The 25,081-nt window shown below is 57.5% G+C and carries 29 protein-coding genes; 8 read left to right on the top strand and 21 right to left on the bottom strand.

Annotated elements, in window-relative coordinates:
• Window positions 1–34 precede the first annotated feature (34 nt).
• Window positions 35–1,009, top strand: a complete 975-nt coding sequence (locus IAE50_RS18565) for an aldo/keto reductase (protein ID WP_200135552.1) — start codon at window positions 35–37, stop codon at window positions 1,007–1,009.
• Between the two features lie 311 nt (window positions 1,010–1,320).
• Here the strand turns inward: IAE50_RS18565 and pgpA are convergent, their stop codons facing one another.
• The 6 genes from pgpA to nrdR form a co-directional block, all read right to left on the bottom strand.
• Complete coding sequence (gene pgpA, locus IAE50_RS18560) at window positions 1,321–1,842, bottom strand: phosphatidylglycerophosphatase A (protein ID WP_128483515.1); 522 nt, start codon at window positions 1,840–1,842, stop codon at window positions 1,321–1,323.
• Window positions 1,820–2,797 (bottom strand): thiamine-phosphate kinase, encoded by a 978-nt coding sequence (thiL, locus tag IAE50_RS18555; RefSeq protein WP_042712116.1) that lies wholly within the window; start codon window positions 2,795–2,797, stop codon window positions 1,820–1,822. Before thiL ends, pgpA begins: the two co-directional genes overlap by 23 nt.
• A 75-nt stretch (window positions 2,798–2,872) precedes the next feature.
• Window positions 2,873–3,292 (bottom strand): transcription antitermination factor NusB, encoded by a 420-nt coding sequence (gene nusB, locus IAE50_RS18550; RefSeq protein ID WP_023481929.1) that lies wholly within the window; start codon window positions 3,290–3,292, stop codon window positions 2,873–2,875.
• 19 nt (window positions 3,293–3,311) lie between these two features.
• Window positions 3,312–3,782, bottom strand: a complete 471-nt coding sequence (gene ribE / locus IAE50_RS18545; RefSeq protein WP_042712118.1) for a 6,7-dimethyl-8-ribityllumazine synthase — start codon at window positions 3,780–3,782, stop codon at window positions 3,312–3,314.
• Window positions 3,783–3,871: 89 nt separating this feature from the next.
• Window positions 3,872–4,975 carry a bifunctional diaminohydroxyphosphoribosylaminopyrimidine deaminase/5-amino-6-(5-phosphoribosylamino)uracil reductase RibD gene (gene ribD, locus IAE50_RS18540; protein WP_200580917.1) on the bottom strand — a complete coding sequence of 368 codons (1,104 nt, stop codon included), beginning with the start codon at window positions 4,973–4,975 and terminating at the stop codon, window positions 3,872–3,874.
• Between the two features lie 2 nt (window positions 4,976–4,977).
• Window positions 4,978–5,427, bottom strand: coding sequence for a transcriptional regulator NrdR (gene nrdR / locus IAE50_RS18535; RefSeq protein WP_054804396.1), 450 nt, complete (start codon window positions 5,425–5,427; stop codon window positions 4,978–4,980).
• A 153-nt stretch (window positions 5,428–5,580) separates the two neighbouring features.
• Between nrdR and IAE50_RS18530 the strand changes: the two genes are divergently transcribed.
• The 6 genes from IAE50_RS18530 to IAE50_RS18505 all read left to right on the top strand — a co-directional run bounded on the left by IAE50_RS18530 (window position 5,581) and on the right by IAE50_RS18505 (window position 11,539).
• Window positions 5,581–6,123 carry a DUF3251 domain-containing protein gene (locus IAE50_RS18530; protein ID WP_200580916.1) on the top strand — a complete coding sequence of 181 codons (543 nt, stop codon included), beginning with the start codon at window positions 5,581–5,583 and terminating at the stop codon, window positions 6,121–6,123.
• Window positions 6,124–6,416: 293 nt separating this feature from the next.
• Complete coding sequence (locus IAE50_RS18525; RefSeq protein WP_200580915.1) at window positions 6,417–7,286, top strand: nucleoside-specific channel-forming protein Tsx; 870 nt, start codon at window positions 6,417–6,419, stop codon at window positions 7,284–7,286.
• Between the two features lie 174 nt (window positions 7,287–7,460).
• Window positions 7,461–8,144 carry an ABC transporter ATP-binding protein gene (locus tag IAE50_RS18520; RefSeq protein ID WP_200580914.1) on the top strand — a complete coding sequence of 228 codons (684 nt, stop codon included), beginning with the start codon at window positions 7,461–7,463 and terminating at the stop codon, window positions 8,142–8,144.
• A 9-nt stretch (window positions 8,145–8,153) separates the two neighbouring features.
• The gene (locus IAE50_RS18515; RefSeq protein ID WP_094419508.1) at window positions 8,154–9,551 is read left to right on the top strand and encodes an ABC transporter permease; all 1,398 of its coding nucleotides are present in this window, start codon (window positions 8,154–8,156) and stop codon (window positions 9,549–9,551) included.
• A gap of 30 nt (window positions 9,552–9,581) precedes the next feature.
• Complete coding sequence (locus IAE50_RS18510; protein WP_054804394.1) at window positions 9,582–10,373, top strand: outer membrane lipoprotein-sorting protein; 792 nt, start codon at window positions 9,582–9,584, stop codon at window positions 10,371–10,373.
• Window positions 10,370–11,539: a hypothetical protein gene (locus tag IAE50_RS18505; protein WP_200580913.1), complete on the top strand. Its 1,170-nt coding sequence runs from the start codon at window positions 10,370–10,372 to the stop codon at window positions 11,537–11,539. The genes IAE50_RS18510 and IAE50_RS18505 overlap by 4 nt, the downstream gene beginning before the upstream one ends.
• Here IAE50_RS18505 and IAE50_RS18500 read toward each other — a convergent pair.
• From IAE50_RS18500 to gspG, 13 genes are read right to left on the bottom strand one after another with little or no spacing between them, the layout of a single operon-like run.
• Window positions 11,527–12,270 carry an A24 family peptidase gene (locus tag IAE50_RS18500; RefSeq protein ID WP_200580912.1) on the bottom strand — a complete coding sequence of 248 codons (744 nt, stop codon included), beginning with the start codon at window positions 12,268–12,270 and terminating at the stop codon, window positions 11,527–11,529. The genes IAE50_RS18505 and IAE50_RS18500 overlap by 13 nt on opposite strands.
• Before the next feature lie 4 nt (window positions 12,271–12,274).
• A complete protein-coding gene (locus IAE50_RS18495) occupies window positions 12,275–12,790 on the bottom strand; it encodes a hypothetical protein (protein WP_200580911.1) in 516 nt (171 codons plus the stop codon).
• The gene (locus IAE50_RS18490; RefSeq protein WP_083699380.1) at window positions 12,777–13,133 is read right to left on the bottom strand and encodes a type II secretion system protein; all 357 of its coding nucleotides are present in this window, start codon (window positions 13,131–13,133) and stop codon (window positions 12,777–12,779) included. Before IAE50_RS18490 ends, IAE50_RS18495 begins: the two co-directional genes overlap by 14 nt.
• Window positions 13,120–13,593: a type II secretion system protein gene (locus IAE50_RS18485; RefSeq protein ID WP_200135545.1), complete on the bottom strand. Its 474-nt coding sequence runs from the start codon at window positions 13,591–13,593 to the stop codon at window positions 13,120–13,122. The genes IAE50_RS18490 and IAE50_RS18485 overlap by 14 nt, the downstream gene beginning before the upstream one ends.
• Window positions 13,593–15,458 (bottom strand): secretin N-terminal domain-containing protein, encoded by a 1,866-nt coding sequence (locus IAE50_RS18480; protein WP_200580910.1) that lies wholly within the window; start codon window positions 15,456–15,458, stop codon window positions 13,593–13,595. The genes IAE50_RS18485 and IAE50_RS18480 overlap by 1 nt, the downstream gene beginning before the upstream one ends.
• Window positions 15,455–15,973 (bottom strand): hypothetical protein, encoded by a 519-nt coding sequence (locus tag IAE50_RS18475; RefSeq protein WP_200580909.1) that lies wholly within the window; start codon window positions 15,971–15,973, stop codon window positions 15,455–15,457. Before IAE50_RS18475 ends, IAE50_RS18480 begins: the two co-directional genes overlap by 4 nt.
• Window positions 15,970–16,518 carry a hypothetical protein gene (locus IAE50_RS18470; protein WP_200135543.1) on the bottom strand — a complete coding sequence of 183 codons (549 nt, stop codon included), beginning with the start codon at window positions 16,516–16,518 and terminating at the stop codon, window positions 15,970–15,972. Before IAE50_RS18470 ends, IAE50_RS18475 begins: the two co-directional genes overlap by 4 nt.
• An 8-nt stretch (window positions 16,519–16,526) precedes the next feature.
• Window positions 16,527–17,051, bottom strand: a complete 525-nt coding sequence (locus IAE50_RS18465) for a hypothetical protein (protein WP_200580908.1) — start codon at window positions 17,049–17,051, stop codon at window positions 16,527–16,529.
• 2 nt (window positions 17,052–17,053) lie between these two features.
• Window positions 17,054–17,740, bottom strand: a complete 687-nt coding sequence (locus tag IAE50_RS18460; RefSeq protein WP_200580907.1) for a hypothetical protein — start codon at window positions 17,738–17,740, stop codon at window positions 17,054–17,056.
• A complete protein-coding gene (locus IAE50_RS18455; RefSeq protein WP_232045061.1) occupies window positions 17,718–19,355 on the bottom strand; it encodes a GspE/PulE family protein in 1,638 nt (545 codons plus the stop codon). The genes IAE50_RS18460 and IAE50_RS18455 overlap by 23 nt, the downstream gene beginning before the upstream one ends.
• Window positions 19,355–20,533 carry a type II secretion system F family protein gene (locus tag IAE50_RS18450; protein WP_094419498.1) on the bottom strand — a complete coding sequence of 393 codons (1,179 nt, stop codon included), beginning with the start codon at window positions 20,531–20,533 and terminating at the stop codon, window positions 19,355–19,357. The genes IAE50_RS18455 and IAE50_RS18450 overlap by 1 nt, the downstream gene beginning before the upstream one ends.
• The gene (locus tag IAE50_RS18445; protein WP_225975698.1) at window positions 20,521–20,976 is read right to left on the bottom strand and encodes a transglycosylase SLT domain-containing protein; all 456 of its coding nucleotides are present in this window, start codon (window positions 20,974–20,976) and stop codon (window positions 20,521–20,523) included. Before IAE50_RS18445 ends, IAE50_RS18450 begins: the two co-directional genes overlap by 13 nt.
• A 14-nt stretch (window positions 20,977–20,990) precedes the next feature.
• Window positions 20,991–21,413: a type II secretion system major pseudopilin GspG gene (gene gspG / locus IAE50_RS18440; protein ID WP_042712149.1), complete on the bottom strand. Its 423-nt coding sequence runs from the start codon at window positions 21,411–21,413 to the stop codon at window positions 20,991–20,993.
• 233 nt (window positions 21,414–21,646) lie between these two features.
• Here gspG and IAE50_RS18435 point away from each other — a divergent pair, with 233 nt between their 5' ends.
• Window positions 21,647–22,330, top strand: coding sequence for a response regulator transcription factor (locus tag IAE50_RS18435; RefSeq protein WP_034814117.1), 684 nt, complete (start codon window positions 21,647–21,649; stop codon window positions 22,328–22,330).
• Window positions 22,331–22,428: 98 nt separating this feature from the next.
• On the opposite strand, the gene IAE50_RS18430 is transcribed toward IAE50_RS18435, so the two are convergent.
• Both IAE50_RS18430 and IAE50_RS18425 read right to left on the bottom strand, forming a co-directional pair.
• Window positions 22,429–23,205: a lytic polysaccharide monooxygenase gene (locus tag IAE50_RS18430; protein ID WP_200580923.1), complete on the bottom strand. Its 777-nt coding sequence runs from the start codon at window positions 23,203–23,205 to the stop codon at window positions 22,429–22,431.
• 197 nt (window positions 23,206–23,402) lie between these two features.
• On the bottom strand, window positions 23,403–24,971 hold the full coding sequence (locus tag IAE50_RS18425) for a glycosyl hydrolase family 18 protein (protein WP_094419494.1): 1,569 nt from the start codon (window positions 24,969–24,971) through the stop codon (window positions 23,403–23,405).
• Window positions 24,972–25,081: the final 110 nt, after the last annotated feature.

The raw sequence follows: 25,081 nt of genomic DNA, 5'->3' as shown, positions 1-25,081 counted from the left end.
TTAAGCCTAATTCGTGACCAGCAGGAGTGGAACCATGCAATACAACACATTAGGGAAAACAGACCTCAAGGTCTCCCGCCTTTGCCTTGGCTGTATGACCTTTGGCGAGCCGGACCGGGGTAAACATGCCTGGACGCTGCCGGAAGAGAGCAGCCGCCCGATTATTCAACGCGCGCTGGAAGGCGGGATTAACTTCTTTGATACCGCCAACAGCTACTCCGACGGCAGCAGTGAAGAGATCGTTGGCCGTGCACTGCGCGATTTCGCCCGCCGCGACGAGGTGGTTGTTGCTACTAAGGTTTACCATCAGGTCGGCGATCTGGCGGAGGGCCTCTCCCGCGCGCAGATCCTGCGCTCTATTGATGACAGCCTGCAACGCCTCGGCATGGAGTATGTCGATCTGCTGCAAATCCACCGCTGGGACTACAACACACCGATTGAAGAGACGCTGGAAGCGCTGAACGATGTGGTGAAAGCGGGCAAAGCGCGCTATATCGGTGCCTCTTCCATGCACGCCAGCCAGTTTGCGCAGGCGCTTGCCTTGCAGGAGCAGCACGGCTGGGCGCGCTTTGTCACCATGCAGAATCACTACAACCTTATCTATCGTGAAGAAGAGCGCGAGATGCTGCCGCTCTGCTACAAAGAGGGCGTGGCGATTATTCCGTGGAGCCCGCTGGCGCGCGGACGTTTGACTCGCCCGTGGGGAGAAACCACCGCCCGTCTGGTCTCCGATGAGTTTGGCAAAACGCTGTATAGCGAAACGGATGCCAACGATGCGCAGATCGCCGAACGTCTGGCGAGCGTAGCAGAGGAGCTGGGTGCGTCGCGTGCGCAGGTGGCGCTGGCATGGTTGTTGAGTAAGCCAGGCGTTGCCGCACCGATTATTGGCGCGTCCCGTGGGGATCAGTTGGAAGAGTTGTTAGGCGCGGTAGCGTTAACGCTGAAGCCGGAGCAGATTGCCGAGCTGGAGATGCCCTATAAACAGCACCCGGTGGTGGGATTTAAGTAACGCGCGGATAAGTTGCCGGATGGCGGCTTGCGCCTTATCCGGCCTACGCCCAAATGTTAATTCGGTGTCGTAGGCCTGATAAGCGCAGCGCCATCAGGCGTTTCACCGCATTCACATGCAAGCCCGAAACCGTAGGCCTGATAAGCGGAGCGCCATCAGGCAATTTCCACCGCATCCACATGCAAATCCGAAACCGTAGGCCTGATAAGCGCAGCGCCATCAGGCAATTTCCACCGCATTCACATGCCAGCCCGAAACCGTAGGCCTGATAAGCGCAGCGCCATCAGGCATTTCGCCGCAGCCTGATAGTGCTAAATCAGCCCAATAGGCCAATGATGACCAATCACATAGAGCAACCCGGCGGCGACAATCCCGGCGACGATATCGTCGACCATAATCCCCATGCCGCCATGCACGTTGCGATCGAACCAGCGGATCGGCCACGGTTTCCAGATATCAAAAATGCGAAACAGCACAAACCCAACGGCGACCCACTGCCAGTCATTAGTGGGCAGCGCCATCAGGGTGATCCACATCCCGATAAACTCATCCCAGACGATACTGCCGTGATCGTGCACGCCCATATCTTTTGCCGTCTGATGGCAGAGATAAACACCCAGCGAGATGCCCAGCATCACCAGCAGCGAATAGAGCTGCCAGGGCAGGAAGGTCATCAGCCACCAAAAAGGGATCGCCGCAATCGAGCCCATGGTGCCGGGCATAAACGGGATCAAACCGCTGCCAAACCCGGTCGCCATCAGGTGCCAGGGGTTACGCATAGTGAGACGGCTTTTAGCGATATCTTTATCTTTAGTGCGCTGCAAAATGGTCATATCCTTTCCAGTCGAGGGTGACGGCTTTTCCCTCGCGAGTGAAGTAGAGCCCCTCCCCGTCCGCGCCCATCTGCCCGATGCAGGTAAACGGTGCGCCCAACTGCCCAATCGCCACATCCAGTGCGCCGCGATTCAGCTCAGGTACGGTAAAGCAGAGTTCATAATCCTCTCCGCCGGACAACGCCCAGCGCAGCGCCTGATCCGGCTCGACGTGCCGACGCATGGCATCCGATAACGGCATCGCATCAAGATCGATCCGCGCGCCAAACCCGCTCGCTTTCAGGATATGCCCGAGATCGGAGATAAGACCGTCAGAGAGATCGATGGCCGAGCTTGCGAGGTTACGCAGCGCCTGGCCCTGCAGCACGCGCGCCGTCGGGCGCAGATGGCGCTTCATAAGATAAGCCGCATCATCGCTGTCGCTGACGGTTAAACGGTTTTGCAAAATCGCCAGCCCGGCAGCGCTGTCGCCCGGCGTACCAGTGACATAGATCCAGTCGCCCGGCTTCGCGCCGGAGCGCTTCATCGCGCGGCCTGCCGGCACGTAACCATGAATACCAATGGTCATCGACAGCGGCCCGCGGGTGGTATCACCGCCGATAAGCTGCATATCGTAATAGCTGATTTGCTCAAACAGACTGTCGCTGAAAGCCTGCAACCACGCTTCGTCCGCTTCCGGGAGCGTTAACGCCAGCGTCAACCAGGCAGGATCGGCACCCATCGCCGCCAAATCGCTAAGATTAGAGGCCATTGCTTTCCAGGCCAGATCGGCAGGATCGATATCGGGGAGAAAATGGTTACCCGCCACCAGCGTGTCGACGCTGATCGCCAGGGTCTGTTTTTCGGGGACATTGAGCAGCGCACAATCGTCACCGATACCGGTTTCGACGTCGCGACGTGAAGTTCGTACGCGGTCAAAATAACGGGCAATCAGGGAGAATTCACCGCATGCCATACGTTATTCCTCTGTAGAAAAAAGAAAAAGCCGGGACCGGCGCGCTGAAAGCGTCGCCCGTCACCGGCTTGCGGATCACTTCTTGTGGGGACGGATCGCAGGTGCGGCTTTATCCAGCACGCCGTTCACAAACTTATGGCTGTCTTCAGCGCCAAAGGTTTTAGCCAGTTCGATAGCTTCGTTGATCGCCACTTTATAGGGCACATCATCACGTTTTGAGAGTTCGAACAGCGCGATACGCAATACCGCTTTCTCAACCTGACCCAGCTCTTCGAGCAGACGGGAGAGGTATGGCTTCATCAGGCCATCGAGATATGCGCTATTAGTCGCCACCCCGTTCAACAGTTCACGGAAGTACACGACGTCAACATCTTTCACGTCCTGTTCCGCCAGGAACTGGTATTCAACATCAGTGATGTCGTTCTGGGACAACTGCCAGGAGTAAAGCGCCTGAACGGCACACTCACGGGCGCGGCGACGAGCAGCAGGTTTCACGTAATTCCCCTTACAAAATTCAAGCCTTGATGGCTTTCAATACATTAATCATTTCAAGCGCGGTCAGTGCGGCTTCCGCACCTTTATTACCGGCTTTGGTGCCAGCGCGTTCGATGGCCTGTTCAATACTTTCTGTGGTGAGCACGCCGAATGCGACCGGAATGGCGCTCTCCTGCGCGACATGCGCCAGGCCGTTGCTTGCGCCGCCTGCCACATACTCAAAGTGCGCAGTACCGCCGCGAATCACGGTGCCGAGCGCAATCACGGCATCATATTTGCCGGTTTTCGCCAGCTCGCCTGCGGCCAGCGGCAGCTCGTAAGCGCCCGGAACCCACACGACGGTGATGTTATCGTCCTGCACCTGACCAATACGTTTCAGGGCATCGATCGCGCCTTCCAGCAGACTGTCATTGATAAAGTTGTTGAAACGCGCAATGGTGATGGCGACGCGAGCGTCCGGAGCAGCAACGTTGGCTTCAATAATGTTCATACACTTCCTTCACAGGTTCAGTTCGGACCCCGCAGGGGGGCGGATTTTAGCATACTATTTAACGCGCTGCTTCCCTTTTACAGCAGGCTTCACGCGTTGGTGAGGTGCAGGCAAACATCAGGGCCAACCTGCCGTATCTCACTGAAATTAAAGCGCGGCGCATCGGCAAGCGCCGTTAATCCTGGTAACTGGCAGAGCCCGCGCGCATCGCTGCCTAACAGTTTAGGCGCAAGATAGACCACCAGCTCATCAACCAGACCCGCGTTCAGCAGCGCGCCAGCAAGCTCTGCGCCCGCCTCGACCCAGACGCTGTTAATCTGCTGTTTACCGAGCATCATCATCAGCATCACCAGATCGGCATGGCCGTTATGTTCCGGCACGATGATTTCGCGCACGCTCTCAGGCCACGCGCGCGTATCGGCTTTGGTGCGCGCAAACCAGGTCTCCCCCGGCTGGCTGACGACGTTATGCTGCGGCGTCACGCGGTTCTGGCTATCAATAATGATGCGCAGCGGCTGGCGCAGATCCGCTTCGGGATAGCACGCCAGGGTATCGCTGTTTAATTCGTTCCAGCGCACGGTCAGCGACGGATCGTCTGCCAGCACCGTGGCGCTGCTGCTGAGAATGGCATGGCTCTGCGCGCGCAGCTGCTGCACGTCGCGTCGCGCCTGCGCAGAGGTGATCCACTGGCTTTCGCCGCTCGCCATTGCCGTGCGCCCATCGAGCGACGCGCCGAGCTTAAGCTGAAGATAGGGAAAACCGGTGCGCATACGTTTGAGAAAGCCTTTATTCAGCGCTTCGGCCTCGCTCATCATCAGGCCGTGGCTCACCGCAATCCCGGCCTGCTGCAGACGATAAAGTCCACGCCCGGCAACCTGCGGATTGGGATCCTGCATGGCGGCAACGACCCGCGCTACCCCGGCGGCAATCAGCGCATCGCAGCAGGGCGGCGTGCGCCCGTGGTGGCTGCAGGGTTCCAGCGTCACATATGCGGTACCGCCGCGCGCGCGATCGCCCGCCATGCGCAGGGCATGCACTTCCGCGTGCGGCTCGCCGGCGCGGTAGTGAAACCCTTCACCGACAATCTCGCCATCGTTAACAATCACGCAGCCGACGCGCGGATTCGGATGGGTGGTAAAGCGGCCGCGCTGCGCCAGTTTCAGCGCGCGCGCCATGTAGATTTCATCCTGCATGATCAATCCTGTAGACGGGCGATCTCTTCGCCAAATTCGCGGATATCCTCGAAACTGCGGTAGACGGAGGCAAAGCGCACATAGGCCACTTTATCGAGCTTTTTCAGCTGCTCCATCACCAGATTGCCGATCATCTTACTCGGCACTTCGCGTTCGCCGGTTGCGCGAAGTTGCGATTTAATATGGTTTAACGCCATTTCTACGTCATCGGCGCTTACCGGACGCTTCTCCAGCGCTTTCAACATGCCGCTGCGCAGCTTGTCTTCATTAAAGGGTTCACGCACATCATTGCTTTTTACTACGCGCGGCATCACAAGCTCTGCCACTTCAAAGGTGGTGAAACGCTCATTGCAAACCAGACACTGCCGACGGCGGCGAACGGATGAACCTTCTCCCACCAGGCGAGAATCGATGACTTTGGTGTCCACGGCGAAACAGAATGGGCAATGCATACGGGGTCCTGACGTGAGAGTTAACTGAAATCTATTTTAACCTGAAGTGGCATGACAACAAAGGCAGACCCTTTTTGAGACAATGGATCGATGGCAAGGCCGCGGTTGCGATCTACCATTACAGCGATCCTCCCCTTCAAGGAAACAGACGCAATGACAAGACGTTACCTAAGAACACTGTTGCTGGGAAGCCTTTTTACCCTCAGCGCCTGCGCTCCGCAAAGCGAAGTCCGCCAGCTCCACCAAAGCGTCAGCACGCTCAATAAAGAGATGAGCAAGCTGAACCAGGAGACGGTCAAAATCACACAGCAAAACAGCCTTAACGCCAAATCAGGCAGCGGCGCCTATCTGTTGCCCGGCGCCAATACGCCTGCGCTGCTGAAGAGCCAGATCGGCACACTGCGTATGTCGCTGAAAGATATGGCGCCAAACGCCGCCGGAACGCGCGTTGTGCTGCATATTCAGGGCCAGTCCAACGATCCGCTGCCCGCCTTTAGCGGCACCATTGAGTATGGTCAGCTTCAAGGCACCACCGAGAACTATCAGGAAGTAAATGTACAGAATCAGTTGATCAACGCCCCGGCCAGCACGCTGGCACCGAGCGATGTCGACATTCCGCTGCAGCTTAATGGCATCACGCCTGAGCAACTCGGCTTTGTGCGCGTTCACGATATCCAGCCGGTTAACGCGCAGTAACCCCTCTTCTGCGGGCGAGCCTCTCGCCCGCCCTTTCGCGGCTCCGTTTTTTTAGCCACTCTGCAACGTTGATATTCATCAATTGGCATTATCAATAAATGTCAGTACAATCGCCGCCGTTTAAACGACGCAAACGTGAACGCAATCGATTACGTATATGTCAATAATGTGAAACAACACATATTTTTGTGAGCGTGGATACTTATAATAGGCGCGCAGAAATATGAAACATTTAGCAATTTAATGCGTGCTTACTTTCACTCCCGTCTGGGATCTTAATCAGTGGCGTAATGATGAAAAAAACTCTCCTCGCAGCCGGTGCCGCACTGGCGCTTACCGCTTCTTTCTCTGCCAGCGCAGCGGAAACCAGCAAACCTGAATTTGTCTCCGACTGGTGGCATCAGAGCGTGAACGTAGTGGGCAGCTACCACACCCGCTTCGGGCCGGTTCCGCGTAACGATACCTATCTGGAATATGAAGCCTTCGCCAAGAAAGATTGGTTCGACTTCTACGGCTACCTGGATGCGCCGGTCTTCTTCGGCGGCAACTCCGGCGCGAAGGGGATCTGGAACCACGGCTCGCCGCTGTTTATGGAGATCGAACCGCGCTTCTCCATTGATAAGCTGACCAACACCGATCTGAGCTTCGGCCCGTTCAAAGAGTGGTACTTCGCCAACAACTACATCTACGACATGGGCCGTAACGCGTCCGGTCGCCAGAGCACCTGGTACATGGGTCTGGGCACCGATATCGACACCGGCCTGCCGATGAGCCTCTCCCTGAACGTCTATGCGAAATACCAGTGGCAGAACTATGGCGCAGAGAACGCAAACGAGTGGGACGGCTACCGTTTCAAAGTGAAATACTTTGTGCCGATCACGCCACTGTGGGGCGGCCAGCTGAGCTATATCGGCTTCACCAACTTTGACTGGGGCTCCAAGCTTGGCGATCGCCGTTACTTCGACAATGGTGAGCAGCAACGTACCAGCGACTCGATCGCCTCAAGCCACATTCTGGCGCTGAGCTACGATCACTGGCACTACTCCGTCGTTGCCCGTTACTGGCATAACGGCGGTCAGTTCAAAGATGATGCGATGCTTGGCACTACTACCGTCCGTTCTACCGGCTGGGGTGGCTACCTGGTGGTTGGCTACAACTTCTAATGTAACGCCTGAAAAGCCGACCGCGAGTCGGCTTTTTTATGCCCGAACGCCGCTGAATAAAAATCTGAAAACAAACCTTTCCAGTACACCAGTACCAATCCTCCCCATCCATTGCTCATCGCCATGCTTTAAAATCCGCTCCTGAGAGGAATTTACTCTAAGGAAAAGAGAACCATGTGGGCCGTAGAAATGGAGGGCATCAGTAAGAAATATTTACTGGGCCAGGTGTGGGTAGATGCCCTTAAAGACGTCACGCTCAACATTGCAGCAAACCGCTTTACCGTCCTGTCCGGGCAATCGGGCAGTGGCAAAACAACCCTGCTTAATTTAATCGGCGGCATCGATCGGCCCGACAGTGGTTATCTGGCAATTGCCGGCCAGCCGATGGCGGAGCTGGATGATGACCAGTGCAGCGACTTTCGCGCCCGCCACCTCGGTTTTATCTTCCAGAACTTCAACCTTATCCCGGTGCTGACCGTGCGCGAGAACATTGAAGTTCCGCTGCTGATTCAGCATAAAAACCCGGCATATCGCCAGCAGTGCATCGATGAGATGCTCGACAATGTCGGTCTGGCGCATAAGGCCGACTCGCTGCCGAATCAGCTCTCCGGGGGGCAGCGCCAGCGCGTTGCCATTGCCCGGGCGCTGATCCACCGTCCCGCGCTGATTGTCGCCGACGAACCTACTGCCAACCTCGACAGCAAAACCGGTGCCGCCATTTTACAGCTGCTGCGCCATCTACAGCGTGAATACGCCGTGACAGTGGTCTTCTCCTCCCACGATCCGCAGGTGATTGCCGCCGCGGACGATCTCTATGTGGTGCATGACGGTAGCGTCACGCGCCCGGCAATGGTGTAAGGGGGGATAATGCAAACCACAACGCTAATGAAACATGCCCTGCGCAACTTACTGCGCAGCCGCCGACGTACCCTTTCGACCCTCTGCGCCATTATCGTCGGGGCGATAGGCATTCTGCTGTTCGCAGGCTATAACCAGTCGATTGAGTACAGCCTGCAAACCACCTTCGTGCGCGATAAAGGCCATCTGCAGATCCAGCAGCGGGACTATCTTCTGCACGGCACCAGCAACCCTGCGCTTTACAGCATTCATAACTATCAACAGATCGTCGATATCCTCATCCGCGATCCGGTGCTGAAAAAGATGATCGCCGTTACCACGCCGGTCCTCTCCCTGACCGGGCTCGCGGGCCACTATGCGGTTGGCACCTCGCGTCCGGTGTTGATCTATGGCACAGAGGCGGTCGGACAGGCGCAGCTGGATAAGTGGGATGAATATCAGATAGGCGCAGACCTTATCGTCCGCAAACCGCTGACCGGTACCCAACCGGAGGCTGCGCTGATTGGCCGCGGGCTGGCCCGCCTGCTGCTGCTGTGTGATTTTGTTAAAGATCAGCCCTGCGCGCCGCCGCCGTCGAGAGAAAACAATGCCAGCGCACTACCTGACGATCTGCTGGCGCTGTCGCAAAGCGCCCGTGATACGCGTCCACCGGCCACGGGATCGCATATTGAGCTGCTGGCCGCCTCCGCCGCCGGTGCGCCGAATATTATCCGCGTCAACGTGCTGGGCACCCAGCCGCAGCAGGCGCGCGAGCTGGATGACACCGTCGTCAGCCTGCATCTGCGCCAGGCGCAGCAGCTGCTTTTCGGCCAGGAGACGCCCGGCGTGACGGCAATCCTGCTCCAGCTGCACAGCACCAAAGAGATGGAGGCCGCACGGGCGCGCCTGCGGCAGATCTTCGCCAATAAACTCTCCGGCGAACCGCTGGCGGTGTATGACTTCACGCAATTACAGCCGCTCTACAACCAGGTGCTGGCGATGTTCGGCAAGATCTTCTCATTCCTGCTGGCGCTGATCCTCTGCATTGCGCTCTTCACCGTCGGCAACACCATGAATATGGCGGTAATGGAGCGCACGGTGGAGATCGGCACCCTGCGCGCGGTGGGGCTAAAACGTGGCGATATCCAGCGCCTGTTCCTGAGCGAAGGCGCGCTGCTGGGCGCGATTGGCGCGGTCTCTGGCGTGCTTATCGCGCTGGCGCTGGCCTGGCTTATTAATCGCTCCGGGATGACATGGCAGCCGCCGGGCGTCACCTCGCCGCTGCCGATCCGCATCAGTATCTGGGGAGAGTGGCGCATGCTGGCCAGCGTCACGGGCACCCTGCTGCTGGTGACCGTGCTCTCTTCCTGGTGGCCTGCACGACGCGCCTCGCGGGTATCGATTGTTGAAGCGCTACGCCATATCTGATGCAACACCCTGAATAAAAAGGAGGAATTCATGTCTTTACGGAAAAAGAGCCTGACATCAGCGTGGCTGACCATCCTGTTGATCAGCGCCGCACCAGCGTACGCGGCGCTGAGCGCCCAGCAGATCCTGAAAAAAAGCGATGAGGTACGTAACCCGGATCGCTCCTTCAGCCTGGTAACCACGCTTATCAGTTACAAAAATGGCAAGCAGCATGAAACCAGTGAACTGATGCTCTACTCCCGGGTTGCGCCGGACGGCGGCCAGTTTCGCAGCCTGCTGCGCTTTATCAGCCCGCAGCGCGATGCCGGTAAATTGACGCTGAAAAGCGGCCGCGATTTGTGGCTTTACGATCCCACAAGCCAGGCCAGCGTGCCGATTTCGCCGCAGCAGCGGCTGATGGGGCAAGCCTCCAACGGCGATGTCGTTACCGCAAACTGGGCGGCGGATTACCAGGCAAAGCTGGTGGGAGAGGAGCGCATTCAGGATGGCGAGCGGCAGATGCGTGACTGCTACCACCTGCATCTGGAGGCGCAAAACAGAGATGCGGCCTATCCATCGATGGATTTATGGGTCGATAAAACCGACTTTAAGAGCCGCAAAGCGGAGTTCTATGCCGTTAACGGCAACCTGCTGAAAACCACCTTCTATCGCCGCTATGCGCCCGTACTGGGCGGCATCCGCTCGACGGAAGCAGTAATTATTGATGGGGTTAATGCGCACTGGGTTACCGTGCTGCGCCAGAAGGATTTCCAGTGGCGCGACGTGCCGGAGTCCTGGCTGCAGCGTGATTTTCTCGCCCATTTCCGGGATGCGAATTCATGACACGATCGCCCCTTTCCCTTCTCTGGCTTCTGCTTCTCGCCGCACTGCCGGCAGCACCGGCGCTGTCGCAGCAGGATGAGACCCTGGCAGCCCTCGATCTGGCTGACAGCGCCGAGTTTAACCCCGACGCCTACCAGGCGCTGAATATGATGTTTGAAGCGGCCAGCAGCATCAATCAGCAGCAGGAGAAAGAGCAGCGGCTGTCGCTGGATATGCGTCTGGATGCGCCGCTGGGTGAGAAGTGGCGACTGGTGCTCTCCAACCGCCTGGATAGCCGTTTTACCCACCGTCTCAGTGAAACCCGCTATACCAATACCCTGCGCGAAGCGTGGCTCAGCTACCACCTGACGCCGCAAACGATGCTGGATATGGGCCGCATCAACACCCGCTACGGCGTCGCGCTGGGCTATAACCCAACGGATTTTCTTGGCCGGGGCACCGTGCGATCCATGACCTCTGCCGATCCGGAAACCCTGCGTAACAACCGGATGGGCAATGGGATGGTGCGCCTGCAACACTTTTGGGACAACGCCGCCGTTAGCGCGCTCTGGGCACCGAAAATCCGCAGGGGCAGCGCCGATCGCAGCGCCAGCCTCGACTGGCAGGCCAGCAATCCGCGCGACCGCCTGCTGCTTAGCGCCAGCTACCGCTTTGCGGAGAGCTTCAACCCGCAGCTGCTGCTGTTTAAAGAGCAGCAGCGCGAGCCGCAGTTTGGCCTCAATCTTTCGCGGGTGCTCTCCCGCTCAACGCTGATTTATGGCGAATGGGCCGGCGGGCGTCAGCCCTACAGCTGGCAGGAGACGCTGCTGCCAGAGAGCCAGTGGGATATCGCCTGGCGCAACCGCGTGGCGGCGGGACTCACCTGGACCGGCGAGAGCGATCTGACGCTGCGGCTCGAAGGGCACTACAACGGCAGCGCCCAGCCGACCGTGGCCGGGCAGGATCCGCGCCGCAGCGTGCTGTTGCAGGCTTACTGGAAAGACCTTTTTGCACAGTACGATCTCAACCTGATTGCGCAGCGGGATCTGCAGCGGCATAAAAACATGGGCTTTGCCGAACTGCGCCGCCATCTTGGCTCGCTGGATGTGGCATTGCAGTGGCAAAAGGTCTACCTGCTGAATCTGAGTGAGCGCCGCTGGCAGATCTCACTGGATTACTGGCTGTAAACCATCGCCCAGCCGATGCAGGCGAGAATAATGGCGGGGCCAAATGGAAAGGGCTGCTGGCGCGCGGCGCGAAACAGCAGCAGCCCGCTCGCCAGCCCGATGAGTGCGGCGATCAGCATAATATCGAATAGCGCCGGTAAGCCGTGCCATGCGCCGATGCCGGCAAAGAGTTTCATATCCCCTCCCCCAATGCCTTCGCACCCGCGCCAGCGCGCAAACCCATAGTTGAGCAACCACAGGATAGAGAAGCCGACCGCCGCGGCCAGCATATGTTCCTGTAGCATCGCAAGAAGTGGCTGGTGGCACCACGCGCAGAGCAGCGCCAGCAGCATAAAGGGATAGGTCAGCCGATCCGGCAGCAGCATATGGTCGATATCGATAAAAAACATCGCCACCAGCAGGCTCAGCAGCGCCAGCGTCAGCAGCGCCGCCAGGTTGACACCATCATGGGCAACTACCGCCGCGAACAGCAGCGCCATCAACGCTTCAATGGCCGGGTAGCGAACGCTTATCCGTTTGTGGCAACAGCGGCTGCGCCCGCGTAACCACAACCAGCCGAGCAGCGGAACATTGTCGCGCGCGTGTATCCGTGTCCGGCAGTGGGGGCAGAACGACGGCGGCCAGCTCAGGCTTATCGCTTCCCCCTGCATTTTTCGCGGTAAACGGTAGATCACCACATTAATAAAACTGCCGAAAATCGCGCCGAGCAGCGCAAAAAAGAAGCTTTCCACAGGGTTATCGCTCCGGTTTATTAAGCAGCGAGCGGCAGGCAGACGGGAGCGGTGCGGAGAGCACCTCCGGGGTTTTGAACAGCCACTGTTCGTAGCGCTCCGCCTGTTTGAAGTTCTTTATCTCAGGTGGGAAGAGCGTGTGGCGCAGCGGCGTACCGTGGCCTTTGCTGTAGACGCCAACCCAGCGCCCCTGTTTGTCATAGCTCATCCCCCAGTCGCGCGAGCCGGTGAGCGGATCGGCAAACCACTGCCGCAGATGGGCGACGGGCTTTTTATCGCGGCTATCCTGTAGCAGATCGTCAAAGCCGAGCGGAAAACAGCCGCTGCCCTTTTTCTGATAACTGTGGATCGCATTGCGGATCTGCACGCCGCGAAAAAAGAGCTCCTCCTCCTGCTGCTGGCGAAACTGCACCTCGCGCGAGCGGGTCTCTTTCAGCAAGGAGAGCGACAGCATGGTGAGCATCAGCAGCACCCACAGGTAGGTGAAACCGCCCTGCGCTGCGGGCTTACTCCTGTGCATTTTCCTGCTCCGGCAGGGAGGGCGAAGTAACATCGATAATCTGATCGTTCTCATCACGCTTCACTTGCCAGTTGTCGCGTCGCTGGGTGACGGGATCTAAGGGAATATCAAACAGGTACCCTTGCTCAACCAACTCCTCCAGTTGCTCCGGCCCGCTCAGACGATCGTGACGCCAGGCGGCAATCGCCGCGCGCAGAGCGTTGCGGTTATGCTGCAACACCACAATTTTTGCGCGCTCGGTTTGGTTAAAAAAGCGCGGCGCGACCAGCGTCATCAGCGTGGCGATAATCGCCATCACCACCAGTAACTCAATCAGCGTAAAACCCTTTTCACCACTGCGCATACGGCACTCCATTCAGTCCGGGCTGCATGCTGGTGGAGCTGACATCCCAGATATCCTTCCCGCCGGTGCTTTCACCGGGTGCCTGCGTCGAGGCGCGCAGCCGCCAGGTCTCGCTGTTCGGCTTGCCTTCACAGTCGCAGAAGGGATCGCGCGGGATGGCGCGCAGCAGGTAGATCTTCTCCCGGTTGGCCGACTTTTTATTGATCACGCCATCCACCAGCTGATTCAGCGACACCGGCCAGTTCGACATATCCGCCTCTTTTTCGATAATCCCCTCTTCACTCAGTTGCGCATAGCGATCGAGGGCGGTACGGATCTGGCGCAGCGCCACACGCAGCGCCTCTTCGTTGCGCTGCTGGATCTGACGCTGGTAAATCGGGATGGCGGCGCTGGCAAGCGTGGCGAGCAGCGCCAGCGATACCAGCATCTCAATCAGAGTAAAACCGTTGCGCTGCACCATTACGGCTTGCCTTTGGCAAGGGTTGGTGCCGGCACTTTTTTCAGCGCCGGGAAGGTGGCGGGCGGCGTCAGCGGCGGTGGCGCAAAGTGCGACGCTTCAGGCGTCTCCTCTGCGGCAGGCGGCAGGTAGGCGCTCTCACCCGGCGCATCTTCGCTGCCCATCTCAATGGTGTTGATATGGGTGCCCGGCAGATCGATGCTGCGCTCAATGGTCGGCGTGATCAGCAGCACCACTTCGGTTCGCTCATGGTTACTTTCGTGGCTGCCGAAGAATTTGCCGAGCAGCGGCAGATCTGCCAGCCCCGGCAGGCCGTTCAGCCCTGCACTGTCGCTCTCTTTGATCAGCCCCGCCAGCATCTGCGTCTCGCCATTCTGGCTGCTGAGCACGGTGGCCGCATCGCGGTTGTTGGTACGATAGTAAGCGACGCCATCTTTTGAGTGTTCGGCGCTGCCGATAGTGCTGAGGTTAAACTTCACATCCATCGAGATGGTGTTATCGACGCTGATATCCGGCGTGACTTCCAGTTTCAGACCAACATCCTGATACTCCACCTGCTCTTGTGAAAAGCTCTCAGAGATACTGCTGGTCAGCACCGGGATGCGCTCGCCAATCTCCACCACCGCCTTTTTATTGTTTTTCACGCGGATGCGCGGGTTCGCCAGCACGCGCCCATGGGAGCGGATCTTCTGCATATTGGCGCTCAGTCCCTGGCCGGAGCCAAGATTGACGAACATATTATTTTTATTCAGGGCGTTAATGGCGATATTGCTGTTGCCGGACTCGATAGCGTTAAAGCCTACGCCAATCTGCCCGGGGAAGTTGATGCCCAGGGTTTCAACATCTTTGGCGTCCACTTCCAGCACCTCTACCGCCAGCGTCACCTCCGCTTCCGGGCGGTCGAGGGTCAGCAACAGTTGCTCGGCTTTTTCCACGCTTTCACGCGGGCCGCGAAAGGTCACCGAGTTGGTGCGCTCATCAACATGCACATCGCGCAGCTTAATCAAATTACGCAGCGCCACATTCAGCTCTTTCGCTTTGGCGTAACCGAGAAAGACCGTTTTCACTACCGTATCGCGGTAGAGCTTCTCTTTCTGCATCGTGGCGGGATAGATCAACAGCGTGTTGCCATTGAGGATCTTTTTACGCAGCTGGTTGGAGAGCAGCAGCAGATTGAGGGCGTTCTCCGCGCTGGTATCGTGGGCGATCAGGCTGGCGGTGGCCGCATCGGAGACATCCTTATCGTAGATGATATTGATGCCGGTAATCTGGCTGATGGCGGCGAAGATCTCCTTCAGATTATGTTTGCTGAAAGTGAAGCTGACGGGCTTGCGCAGCTCGCGCTTGATCTTCTTCTCCGGCTGATTCTGCACGGCTATCTCACGCATCAGACGGTCGCGCATCTCTGCCGCCTGCGGCCAGCCGGGTGACTCTTCCAGGATCTGCTGGATTTTGGCTAGCGCCTGCTCCGGGTCGGTTTGATACTGCGCCCGCGCCTGCTGGTAGAGCTTATCCAGCACGCGCAGCCGGTCGATTTTCTGTAACCCCTGCTGCGCGACAAAGTGGCCGGGCTGATAGCGCAGCACCGCTTCCCATGCACGGCTCGCCGCAACATAGTTATTTTTCGCCGCCGCCTGGCGGGCGGTCGTGATATAGCCCTCCACTAACTGCGTCACCAGCAACTGCCGCTGTGTTCGCAGCTTCACATCCTGGGGGTGGCTCTTAAGCTGGCTATCGATACGCTGCAACGCATCACGCAGCGACGCCGTATTGACGGGGGCGGCATCTTCCGGTGCGACGGGTTTGCTGCTCGCGCAGCCGGTCAGCAGCGCAAGCGCACACACCATAGTGAGAATCGGTTTTTTCATTGTGTTGTTACGGCTTGTGTAGTCAAAGAGTTAAGGCTGATGCTGTATGGCTCATGCCCCGGTAATGATTCAAAAAGCAGGCTGCCCTGCGCCATCGCCTGCAGTCGCCAGTCGGGGGTGATCAGGCCGCCAGGCCGGATATACCCCGCTTTACGACAGGCGTCACAGAGCAACCAGTTACGTGCGCCATCCGTCAGGATGACGATGCGCATGCCGTTGCGGATCCACAGCCCCACCGCGCGAAAAGGGAACGTGACGCGCTGCACCTTTGCCACCGGCGCGGGCGTGGCCGCCTTCGTTGCCGGTGCGTTATAGACCGGGAAGAGATCGGCAATCGCGCTGGCATCATCCGTGACATGCAGCGGCCGGTTCGCCTGGCGCGGCGGGCGCGTCTCATCTGGCGCAGCCTGGCTCACCTCGGGGGCGTTTTCTGCACCTTCGTCGGTGACATGCACCCAGAGAAGCAGCCCGGCGGTCAACAGCAGCAAGATTTTCAGATATCGCGGCAGCTTCATGACGCCTCCAGACCCGATGCCAGGCTCAGCGTTAACTGCAGCGTGATCAGCAGATGGGCACTCTCCGGGCTGGCGCGGCTGATGGCGAGCCTGTCGACATGAAAGATCAGGCTCTTACTCATGGTGATGAGGGATCGCGTCAGGTTTTTCCACTCGCCCTGCAGCGGAATGGTCAGCGCCAGCGCGCGTTGACGCCCTTTGCCGTTTTTGCCGAACTGATAGCGGCTACCGTCAACCTGTAAGTGGTTCTGCTGAAAAATGTCGAACACCGCTTTCACCTGCTGATACTCGGTGTCATTCAGCGTGCGCTGTAAGAGCGCCGCGCTATTGTCAGGCTGTGGAGAGAGCGCCAGTGGTTTATCTAACTGCAGCTCCAGCTGCGCATTTTCACCAACAAGCTGGCGCTTTTCCGGCGCGAGCGCGCACTGCCAGTAAGCGGCCATCAGCAGTGGTACGAGCGCCGCCAGCAGCGGTGCCCGGCCCGTTTTTTCCACGACAGAGGCCAGCGACCAGCGCAGCCAGGGTAAAGAGAGGGAAAATCTCATATGTTCACTCAGAGCCGGGGGTTGTTGGGATAGATGACTATCAGCGTGGCGTTGACCGCCCATTTCTGGCTGAGCTCCTTTGACGGCGTGTGGTTTTGCAACTCAACCCGCGCCGGGATCGCCTCCAGACGGGTGCTGAAATCGAGCAGCGCCTCAAGCGACATCGCTTTTACCTGTAATCGGACTACCTTTTTCTCCGGCTCAACGCTGACGTTCATGATCGCCACATCGGGCAGGAGTAATTTCGCCAGCGGATTCAGCATCGCCACCACCTGCATGGCGGCTCTCGCATCGGGCTGATGTTTTTTCATGCGCGCTGACAGACCGCGGACAATTTCATCCCGCTTCGCCACCGTCTCCAGCAGGTGCTGATGCTGGCGCTGTAGCGCGTCGCGCCGTTGATAATCGTTGATACTCGCCAGCAGCAGCCCGCCGGTCAGCAGCAGCACGACACCCATTACCGGCCAGGCGGCGCGAGGACGATAGTGAAAGCAGGGAGCGGGCCAGCCTTTAAAAGCCGATATGGAAAACATCCTTACTCCCCTGCGGCATCAATATTGTTGAGAAAGAAGTGCGGAACGGCGCTATCCAGCCCCATCAGCCGCGCGGTCTGGGCAACCTGCTGCCGCGCGCTCACGCCCGCGTCATTGTGCAGACACCACGCCTGTTGCCACTGCCCGTGCTGGCGCGAGACAAAGATTGTCGACTGCTCATCACGCAGACAGAAGAGTGCATCGGCAGGGAGTGCGCCGCGCCACGCGCGAAGTTTTTGGTGCAGCGCGACATGAATACCGCCCACACGCAGTTTCCATTTACGGGCGGTGAGCAGTAACGCCTGCCAGAGCGCTTCATCAATCGCCGCCGCCAGCGCCGTTGCGCCGAACTGCACCGAGATAAAGGCGGTTTTACACGCCAGAACATGGCGCCAGAAAGGTTGCCTGGCGGCCTCGGTGGCGGCGAAGCTGCGTAACTCCTCCGGCGTGCTCAGCCCGGGCTGCCAGGGCACGGTAAAGTAGTGGATCCGGCTGCTGCTCAGGCAGAAGCTGAGCTTTCCCCACCAGGGCAATCCTGAGGTGTGGGCGCGTAACAGCTGGTCGAGCGCCTCATCCAGCGTGGTCTGTGCGGTTAACGCCTGTTCGCCAAGCACCCGGTTGCCCCGGCGCAGCACCAGACGCTGCGGATGAATGTCGCACTGCAACTCAGGCGGGAGGAGTGATAACACGGTTGATCTCCGAAAAAGTGGTTTTGCCCTCCAGCACCGCGCGAATGGCAACGTTATGCAGCGGGACAAAGCCTTCTGCTAAAGCGATTTCGCGCATCTGGCGCACAGAGGCGCGCATCTGGAGCGCCTCTTTCATCCTGTCGCTGAACGGCAAAACTTCCGCCAGCGCCAGCCGGCCACGAAACCCGCTCTGTCGGCAGGCCGGGCAGCCGCGCCCTTTACGCCACACCGGCGTCAGGGTGTGTAGCGCGCTCTGCTGCCACTGATGAAGATCCTGCTCGCTCGGCTGCGCCTCCTCCAGGCACTGCGGGCAGATGCCGCGCACCAGCCGCTGGGCCAGCACGCCGCGTAGTGCGGAGAGCAGGCTGTTGGCATCGACGTTCATATAGAGAAAACGCTCCAGCACGCTAAAGACATCGTTGGCATGAACGGAGGAGAGCACCAGGTGGCCGGTGAGCGCAGCCTGCACGGCGATGCCGGCGGTTTCGCTGTCACGGATCTCACCGACCAGAATGGTGTCGGGATCGTGGCGTAGTATGGCGCGCAGGCCGCGGGCAAAGGTCAGCCCTTTTTTGTCATTGACGGGAATTTGCAGCACATCGTTAAGCTGATACTCAACCGGATCTTCAATGGTGATGATCTTATTGTCGCCGGTGTTCAGCTCGCTCAGCGCCGCGTAAAGGGTGGTCGATTTACCGCTGCCGGTTGGCCCGGTGACCAGCACCATGCCGTGCGGCTGGTGGGTTAACAGGCGGATTTCGCGCAGCGTATGGTCGTCAAAACCCAGCGTCTCGAGGCTCAGGGTGCTGCTATGGGACTTGTCGAGCACGCGCAACACGGCATCCTCGCCGTGAATACCCGGCACTACCGAGACACGAAAATCGACCGGTCGCTGGTGGATCATCGCCTTGAAGCGGCCATCCTGGGGAATGCGCCGCTCCGAAATATCCATGCTGCTCAGCACTTTAATGCGCGAAATAATCTGACCGGACGCCTGAATACCAGGGCAGTGACGAATAGCGTGAATGACACCATCGACGCGGTATTTGACCGCCAGGCCGTCCGGCGCGGCGCTCAGGTGGATATCGCTGGCGCGGCTCTGGATCGCATCATAGAGCGTGGCGTTAACCAGCTTGATAATCGGGTTGCTCTCACTGGCGATATTGCCGGGGGTGATCTCAAGGATCACCTCATCTTCGCCCTCTTCATTTGCCTGCTGCTCAAGCTGATCGAGCGTGCGCTGCTGGCGGGTCAGCGCCTCAAGCTGCTCGCGTAACCAGCCGGGCGAGGCAATGGCAAGCGTAACCGGCAGCCGCTGCGCCCACTGGCGTAGCGCCAGCGAAAAGGGATCGCTCAGCAGCAACCACTGACGATCGCGCCAGCACACCGGCAGGACATGCATCGCCAGCGCGTCATTGAGGGGAATATGCTGAAAATCGACGGTAACCTCATCCTCCGCCTCCGGGGCAAAGAGCGCGATACCGAGTGCCGCGGCAAGCGCGGGCAGCGCGGCGGGCTCGGCGTCAATCAGCTTCTCAAACGCCTCGCTGCGCCCGGCTTCATCAACCGCCAGCAGGTCATCAATCAGGGTGGAAACTTCCGGCTGCGACATCATCAGGACATACTCCCGGCCATCTCAAAAATGGGCATATAGAGCAGAAACACCACCAGCCCGACAATGCCGCCGACGATCATCATCAGTAACGGCTCAAAGATGCGGGTGAAGGTGTCGATGGCGCGCTCCAGCGCCTCGTCATAAAAGCCCGCAATGCGTTCGCACATACCGGCTAACTCCCCGCTGCGCTCGCCGACTTGCAGTAAACGCATCGCCACCGGGGTGGTTAAATGCTGGCTCTCCAGCGACTCCGAAACGCTCTTGCCCGCCATCACATGCTCCACCACGGTGTTGAGCTGGGAGTGGTGGCTGACCGGGATCACCGACTGGGCAAGGCGCAACGCATGGGTAACCGGTACACCGCCATCGAGCAGCAGACCAAGGGTGCGATAGAAACGCACCAGAATGGTGAGGAACTGTTGCTGGCGCAACTGGGGGATTTTCATAGCAGCGCTCATCAGTAGCTGTTTGGTCCAGCTCTGTTTACACACCACGATCAGCGCGCCAATCGTGGCGATAGTGCCCATTAACAGCTCCGGCCCCGACTGCTTAACCAGCTGTCCCCACCATAAAATCAGCTCGGCGCTGCGGCTGAGGGTGTTCACCCCTTCAAACACCTGTGAAAAGCTGGGCACGATAAAGCCCAGCAGGAAACAGACAATCAGCCCGCCAACCGTCAGCACAATCAGCGGGTAGGTTAAAGTGCCGCGAATGCGCTTACGCAGCTGTTCGAGGCGCTGTTCATAGAAGTGGTAGCGTTTCAGGGCGTTGGCCAGTTGGCCGGTTTGTTCAGAAGAGGCGACGGTATTGACTAATAGCGGTGGAAAAATGTCGGGCTGGGCGGCCATCGCCTGGGATAACTGGCTCCCGGCATAGAGTTTCTCCAGCAGCCCCTCCAGCATCTCCAGCGCCTGTTCATCGCTGGAACAAGCGCAGAGTGTCTCGATCGCTTCGGTCACCACCAGCCCGGCATCCAGCAGCGCCATCAGCTCCTGCGTAAAGAGCGTCAGCGAGACGCGCTTTGTCGGGTGCTGCACCTGTTGCGCCACGCGCAGCACCACATAGCCTGCCTGTTGTAACTGGTGTCTGGCTGAAATGGGCGTATCGGCCTGGGTGCGGATTTTTTTGCGTTTACCCTTTTCTAGATAGGTCACTTCCCAGGTGCTCATTTTTCCCATGCCGCGAACTCCTTATCGTTACTTTTCAGCCCCTGATAAATACGCGCCACTTTTTGGCTATAGCGCAGGCGAGCTAAATGCGTTTTCCTGTTACGGGCGTTCCCGGCGTTATAGGCGCCAACCGCTTCCCAGTTATAACCAAACTGGCGAATTTGCCCGGCCAGCACCCAGGCGCCCGTTATGACGTTTTGGCAAGGGTTAGTAATAAGCGAGCGCGCGGTGATGTGATATTGCCTGAGCTGCGCAAAATGCTGGCTGTTGATCTGCATTAAGCCGACATCCGTGGAGCCATTACGATTTTTATGCACCGCCGTTGGCGATAATCCCGATTCAACCACAGCGATCGCTTTTAATAATGCCGGCTCAATACCGTAACGCGCGCCTGCACGTTGCCAGCAATGGGCTTCAGCGCTATGCCCCGCCAGCAGAATAAGTACCAGCATTAGCCGAATCATTATCAGAAGCCGTAGACAATGGCCTTGCCATTATTATCAGTGGTAGAAATATCCACTTCGTAGACGCTTTGCGATTGTCGGCTCGGGTTGTGCCACTGATACTCTTTGCCCCACGGATCATGAGGAATTTTTTGCGCCAGATAGGGGCCGTTCCAGTTATTGACGTTATCGGGCTTCTCAACCAGCACATTTAACCCCTCTGACTCTGAAGGATAACTGCCGGTATCCAGCCGATATTGCGTTAATGCATCGGCAAAGGCGTGCATCTGGCGTAACGCAGTTTTTTCTTTTGCCTGATCAACATTGGAAAATAATTTCGGGCCAACAAAGCCGGCCAGCAGCGCAATGATCATTAATACCACCAGCAGCTCAAGCAGTGTAAAACCCTGCTGCTGATTAATCCTAAGGCGTTGTTGATAATTCATGATTCACTTGCTCACTCAAAGAATTGCCGTTTACCGTGGCTATTCTCCCCCGATGCAACAGAGACGAAAGCTGATTGCTCCCGCGGCATTAAAGAATGCTCTACCTGCGCGCGGAAATCTCTTTTCCGTAAATGGCCGCTGATTTTTCTTACTGGTCAGATAGAAATAACGTCAGGAACGCCGTATGGTGCTTTTGTACTCTTCATTCCTACAGGACGTTGGGAGGATAATTAATGCCAATTAATATATTGATTGCCGATGAGCATACGATAATACGCCGGGGGATGACCTCGATGATTAACTCTCTGAAAGCCAGTAATATCAACACAGAGAGATTAGATATAGAGGTTGTCGGCGACACACATGAACAAACAGAACTACTGAATATTCTCGCAAATAAACAAGTTGACCTTCTTTTCCTCGGCTACGGACTGACCACAATAAAAACCGGAAGCCCCTTATCAGAATTAGATGGCATCGCGCTGGTTAAATGGATTTCAGGCCGCTACCCCAAAACAAAAATCATCTTCTTATCTCCGTATAACAACACCAATCTTATTCGAATTGCCCTCGAAGCCGGCGCCAAAGGGTATATCAGCCGTAATACCAGTGAGCGCACATTATGGCGCGCCATGGCCACCGTCTTAATGGATGAAGTCTATATTGAGCGCGGCTTAATGGACTCCCTTTTCCGCCGCGATGCCATCACGCCGCAGGAGCTCTCAACGCGCGAAAGTGAAGTATTACGCCTGCTCTGCCGTGGTCTCTCATTAACCACCATCTCCAGGCGTATGAATATCAGCATTAAAACGGTGAGCGCACATAAACTGCGGGCAATGGCGAAACTGAATGTGCGAACCGACTGCCAGCTCTACTGTCTGCTGTTCCAGACGCGGATGTTTGATATCGCGATGTAACTACAAGGCCAGCCATTTCACTTAACACCGCCACTGCGCCAGCGTAATAAAACAAGGCCATCCACTTTGCTGTATGACCTTGTTTTTTCTACCGCACCCTATTTCACTTCGCTCCAGACTTCATGCACGCCCGGCTGGTTGCCACGCGTCCACCAGCGCGCCTGATACTCTTTGCCGTTCCACGTTACTCTGTCGCCGCCAACATAGACGGTGTCGCTGTGCCACTGCGCCGGGAGATCGCTCTGGGGATCCTCGTCCGGGGCTGGCGCGGGCGCGTTATGGCCGCCGAAATCGACGTCAATCACGTTGTAAAAGGTAGCGCCTGTATCAGCGACATCCCACGCCGCGAGGATCACATGGTAACCCTCCCGTTCGGGGATCGTGCACTCATGAGGCATATCCGGACCGGCGCTGGGCCGAATGTTATTCCCTTCGATATGACAAAATGGCTTGCTCTCAAAAGAGGCGCGCGTCAGCGGCTGGGCGGGGTTCCAGTCGCTCTTCGTCAGGTAGTAATCCCACGATTTGGTTTTGTGCGGCGCGGTATAGGTCCAGGTGAAAGCATGTTTGCCCGCGCTAATGGGATGTTTCGCCCAACGCGTTTCACTCTGCTCATCCAGCCGCCCCATTGAGGCTAATCCCGCGCTGGCGAGATGACCATCCGCAGGCCCTCTACTGGCCGCAGGAAAACCATCAGGCCCTTCAACGCTCTGCATCTCATACAGCGGACCGCTGCCGCAATCTTTATTTTGGTAGCCCATATTGGCATTGCACATATATGCGCGTGATGCCGGAAGAGAGACATAACCATGCGCCAGCGCACCGCCTGCCATACATAATGTAATAACCGCCAGGCCTATTTTTGAATAATTCATACGTGCTCCGTTTAGTAGGGAAATAGATCCACGCAGTTAAATTAATCGCTTATCGCCCTCGCAGTAATATCAACCTTCTTTTATCCCTTCAGAGGCAGCGTAATAAAGCGAGGAAAATTCCCAGCCGGGACAAATAAAAAAAGGCCGCAATGAAAATATTGCGGCCAAAACATCAAAAAGATTAACTCAACTAGAACTTACTCAATTACCTGCCACACTTCATTCGTGCCTGGCTCATTAGCACGGGTCCACCAGCGTGCTTTATACTGCAGCCCTTTCCACGAGACTTTATCACCGCCGACATAAATCTTATCGTGCTTCCACTCGTCAGCAGCGACAGGATTATCCGGGATAGTGACGCTGCCCTCCTCCGGCACATGCTTAATGGTCAACGTCAACGGCAGGGAGTCATGCACGCCATCGTTCACCGTCAGATTGAAGACCAGCGTGCTCTCCTGATCCGGCGCATTGAGCGTAAAGCTCGCTTTCTGCTGGTTAGCATTAGTCAGCGTTACATGCGGGCCAGAAACCTGCGTCCAGCTCCAGCTAAGCGCTGCACCCTCTGGATCCGTTGATGCCGAGCCATCAAGCACCACGGTTGCAGCGCCGGTCACCGTTTGTGGATAAACGGCGTTCGCCACGGGGATATGATTCTCCACCTGCGGTACATCGCCGCCCGCCGCCTGTTTCATCTCATTGAGGTAACTCACCTGGTCCGGGAAACTGAGCTGAACATTATTGGAGCCGAGCGCCCAGACGAAGACGCCGCCGTAACCCTGCTCTGCCTGCCAGGCGGCACGCGTCAGGTTATTCTCTTTGGATTCAACATAGCGGCCTTCCGGCCCCCACTGGGAGTTGATGGTATTGCCGAGAATAATCTTCTTCTTGTCGCCCACCGCACGCGCGTAGTTGGCCATCGCGACGTCATAGCGGAAACGCGGACCGGCGTCATAGGTCATGACATTAAAGAAGTCGAACACATCGCGCCCGGCGGTGAGCAGCCCCAGCACTTCGCCGTGATGCGCCGAACGGGCATCCTCAATAAACGAGCAGTTTTCCATAACCGATGGGCTGGCGCAGGATTCAGGATCGGCCCCGACGTGATAGGTCGTCAGGCTCAGCACTTTACCGCTGTTCGGCCCGAGCAGCGACTTAACACGCTTCGCGAGGATAAGCAGGTTTTGGTTCTCCTGCGGCGTCAGGCGGGCCACTTTTTCATAGTCGAAATCAATGCCGTCCAGTTGAACCGTGCCTGCTTTCTGGAAACTCGCCATATTGCAGGTTTTATCCCAGTTGGCGCTTAAGCAGCCGCCGACCATCTCTTCCGGCTTCATATCCTTTTTGTAAACCGGGAAGTCGGTTTTCAGCAGTTTAACCAGCCCCTGCGCAATCTTTTCGCGGCTCGCGGCATCGGCAATATAGCCCCACATTCTTTCATAGGTCTCCCCCCCGAAAGCCACCAGCATACGTTTAGAGGGCGCAGCCAGCTTGGTCTGTGTCCAGGAGGTGTAGGAAGGAGAGAGCCAATACGGGTCATACTCAGCAGGCTTAATAATGTTGTCAGAAGAGGAGATCTCACCATTCTGATTCCAGCCGCCAAAGGAGAGGAAGAAAGTATCCACATTGGACTTCTCTAACTGGGTCGCGGCGTCCTGTGGAAGACCCCAGGATGTCAGGTAACTCATGATGCGGTTATTTTCAGCCGCTAACACAGATTGCGTCAGTAATACTGAGCCAATCAGGGCAGCTAAAGAGAGCTTTTTCAATGTAACCTCCTGTTACAGGGTAAGTAATTATTCTGTCCTCCATATTAATCCCGGCCATTAATAATCCTATTAGCGCCCTCTTTTCCCGATTGAGAAGCGAGAGGTATTAA

This window comes from Kosakonia sp. S42 (genome assembly GCF_016624785.1).
Lineage (GTDB): Bacteria > Pseudomonadota > Gammaproteobacteria > Enterobacterales > Enterobacteriaceae > Kosakonia > Kosakonia cowanii.
This window is presented reverse-complemented; position numbering and strand designations above follow the sequence as displayed.

Excerpts from the sequence above, each read along its gene's own strand:
- IAE50_RS18490 (WP_083699380.1), bottom strand. The coding sequence starts at position 13,133 with ATGCGCAGTGGTGAAAAGGGTTTTACGCTGATTGAGTTACTGGTGGTG.
- IAE50_RS18525 (WP_200580915.1), top strand. The coding sequence starts at position 6,417 with ATGAAAAAAACTCTCCTCGCAGCCGGTGCCGCACTGGCGCTTACCGCT.
- IAE50_RS18430 (WP_200580923.1), bottom strand. The coding sequence starts at position 23,205 with ATGAATTATTCAAAAATAGGCCTGGCGGTTATTACATTATGTATGGCA.
- IAE50_RS18455 (WP_232045061.1), bottom strand. The coding sequence starts at position 19,355 with ATGATGTCGCAGCCGGAAGTTTCCACCCTGATTGATGACCTGCTGGCG.
- thiL (WP_042712116.1), bottom strand. The coding sequence starts at position 2,797 with ATGGCATGCGGTGAATTCTCCCTGATTGCCCGTTATTTTGACCGCGTA.
- gspG (WP_042712149.1), bottom strand. The coding sequence starts at position 21,413 with ATGAATTATCAACAACGCCTTAGGATTAATCAGCAGCAGGGTTTTACA.
- IAE50_RS18505 (WP_200580913.1), top strand. The coding sequence starts at position 10,370 with ATGACACGATCGCCCCTTTCCCTTCTCTGGCTTCTGCTTCTCGCCGCA.
- IAE50_RS18520 (WP_200580914.1), top strand. The coding sequence starts at position 7,461 with ATGTGGGCCGTAGAAATGGAGGGCATCAGTAAGAAATATTTACTGGGC.
- IAE50_RS18445 (WP_225975698.1), bottom strand. The coding sequence starts at position 20,976 with ATGCTGGTACTTATTCTGCTGGCGGGGCATAGCGCTGAAGCCCATTGC.
- IAE50_RS18465 (WP_200580908.1), bottom strand. The coding sequence starts at position 17,051 with ATGTTTTCCATATCGGCTTTTAAAGGCTGGCCCGCTCCCTGCTTTCAC.
- IAE50_RS18510 (WP_054804394.1), top strand. The coding sequence starts at position 9,582 with ATGTCTTTACGGAAAAAGAGCCTGACATCAGCGTGGCTGACCATCCTG.
- nrdR (WP_054804396.1), bottom strand. The coding sequence starts at position 5,427 with ATGCATTGCCCATTCTGTTTCGCCGTGGACACCAAAGTCATCGATTCT.
- ribD (WP_200580917.1), bottom strand. The coding sequence starts at position 4,975 with ATGCAGGATGAAATCTACATGGCGCGCGCGCTGAAACTGGCGCAGCGC.
- IAE50_RS18515 (WP_094419508.1), top strand. The coding sequence starts at position 8,154 with ATGCAAACCACAACGCTAATGAAACATGCCCTGCGCAACTTACTGCGC.
- IAE50_RS18485 (WP_200135545.1), bottom strand. The coding sequence starts at position 13,593 with ATGGTGCAGCGCAACGGTTTTACTCTGATTGAGATGCTGGTATCGCTG.
- IAE50_RS18470 (WP_200135543.1), bottom strand. The coding sequence starts at position 16,518 with ATGAGATTTTCCCTCTCTTTACCCTGGCTGCGCTGGTCGCTGGCCTCT.
- IAE50_RS18565 (WP_200135552.1), top strand. The coding sequence starts at position 35 with ATGCAATACAACACATTAGGGAAAACAGACCTCAAGGTCTCCCGCCTT.
- IAE50_RS18435 (WP_034814117.1), top strand. The coding sequence starts at position 21,647 with ATGCCAATTAATATATTGATTGCCGATGAGCATACGATAATACGCCGG.
- ribE (WP_042712118.1), bottom strand. The coding sequence starts at position 3,782 with ATGAACATTATTGAAGCCAACGTTGCTGCTCCGGACGCTCGCGTCGCC.
- IAE50_RS18475 (WP_200580909.1), bottom strand. The coding sequence starts at position 15,973 with ATGAAGCTGCCGCGATATCTGAAAATCTTGCTGCTGTTGACCGCCGGG.
- IAE50_RS18450 (WP_094419498.1), bottom strand. The coding sequence starts at position 20,533 with ATGGGAAAAATGAGCACCTGGGAAGTGACCTATCTAGAAAAGGGTAAA.
- pgpA (WP_128483515.1), bottom strand. The coding sequence starts at position 1,842 with ATGACCATTTTGCAGCGCACTAAAGATAAAGATATCGCTAAAAGCCGT.
- IAE50_RS18480 (WP_200580910.1), bottom strand. The coding sequence starts at position 15,458 with ATGAAAAAACCGATTCTCACTATGGTGTGTGCGCTTGCGCTGCTGACC.
- IAE50_RS18495 (WP_200580911.1), bottom strand. The coding sequence starts at position 12,790 with ATGCACAGGAGTAAGCCCGCAGCGCAGGGCGGTTTCACCTACCTGTGG.
- IAE50_RS18530 (WP_200580916.1), top strand. The coding sequence starts at position 5,581 with ATGACAAGACGTTACCTAAGAACACTGTTGCTGGGAAGCCTTTTTACC.